We start from the raw sequence: 363 nt of genomic DNA on the forward strand, positions 1-363 counted from the left end.
GATTCCAGGCCTGCCAGGAGGCACCCCCTCGCTTCACCCCAACCTTCAGCCCGGACAGTCGTCCGGGCTGATTTTTTGTGCGTGAGAATCGTGAGCGCCATCCCTTTTTCAAGGCTCTTGCAACGCGCGCACGTTGAGAGATTTACCTGCTTCACTGCGCTGCTGACGTCCTCGAATGGGGCAGCAACAGCAACCCTCAGCCAAACACTCGAATCGGCGACCCCGCATGCCAGGCCTGAATAGCTTCAATCATCTGCCCGTAAAAAGTCCGATAGTTGTTCTCGGTGACATAGCCGATATGTGGCGTTGCCAAAACGTTGTCCAACGTGCGGAACGGGTGATCAGCGGGCAGCGGTTCGATGT

Annotated in this window: 1 pseudogene; it reads right to left on the bottom strand. The window is 57.0% G+C overall.

The window, feature by feature from the left end:
- Positions 1 to 196 precede the first annotated feature (196 nt).
- Positions 197 to 363, bottom strand: a pseudogene (locus EE949_RS25700) (D-2-hydroxyacid dehydrogenase family protein); the annotation flags it as partial.

The organism is Pseudomonas viridiflava (assembly GCF_900602065.1).
GTDB lineage: Bacteria > Pseudomonadota > Gammaproteobacteria > Pseudomonadales > Pseudomonadaceae > Aquipseudomonas.